Genomic DNA, 394 nt, shown 5'->3' on the forward strand with positions numbered 1-394 from the left:
CGCCGGAGGCGCTGCGCGCGGCCGTGGAATCGGTCATCGAGGAGAGCGACGGGCTGATCCAGGTGTTCAACGCGCTCCTGATGATCGCGCGGCTCGAGGCGGGCAACGCCAGCGAGATCATGGCTCCGTTCGATGCGGGGCTCGCGACCCGGGAGGTCGGCGAGCTCTACGAGGCGCTCGCCGAGGAGACGGGCCTGCGCCTCGACGTGTCGGCCGAATCCGGCCTGATGCTGCGGGGCAGCCGCGAGCTGGTCGGGCAGGCGCTCGCCAACCTCGTCGACAACGCGATCAAGTAGGGCGGCGCGCGCAGGGCGGCGCCCGGGCGGATCGCGCTCGCCGCAGGGCGGGCCGGGACGGGGATCGTGCTCAGCGTCGCCGACCAGGGGCCCGGCAT

General features: G+C 73.9%; 1 pseudogene. It reads left to right on the forward strand.

Going from position 1 to position 394, the window contains the following annotated elements:
- A pseudogene (locus tag WDW90_RS38390) lies at positions 1-394 on the forward strand (two-component sensor histidine kinase); the annotation flags it as partial.

The organism is Methylobacterium nigriterrae, assembly GCF_037106235.1.
GTDB lineage: Bacteria > Pseudomonadota > Alphaproteobacteria > Rhizobiales > Beijerinckiaceae > Methylobacterium > Methylobacterium nigriterrae.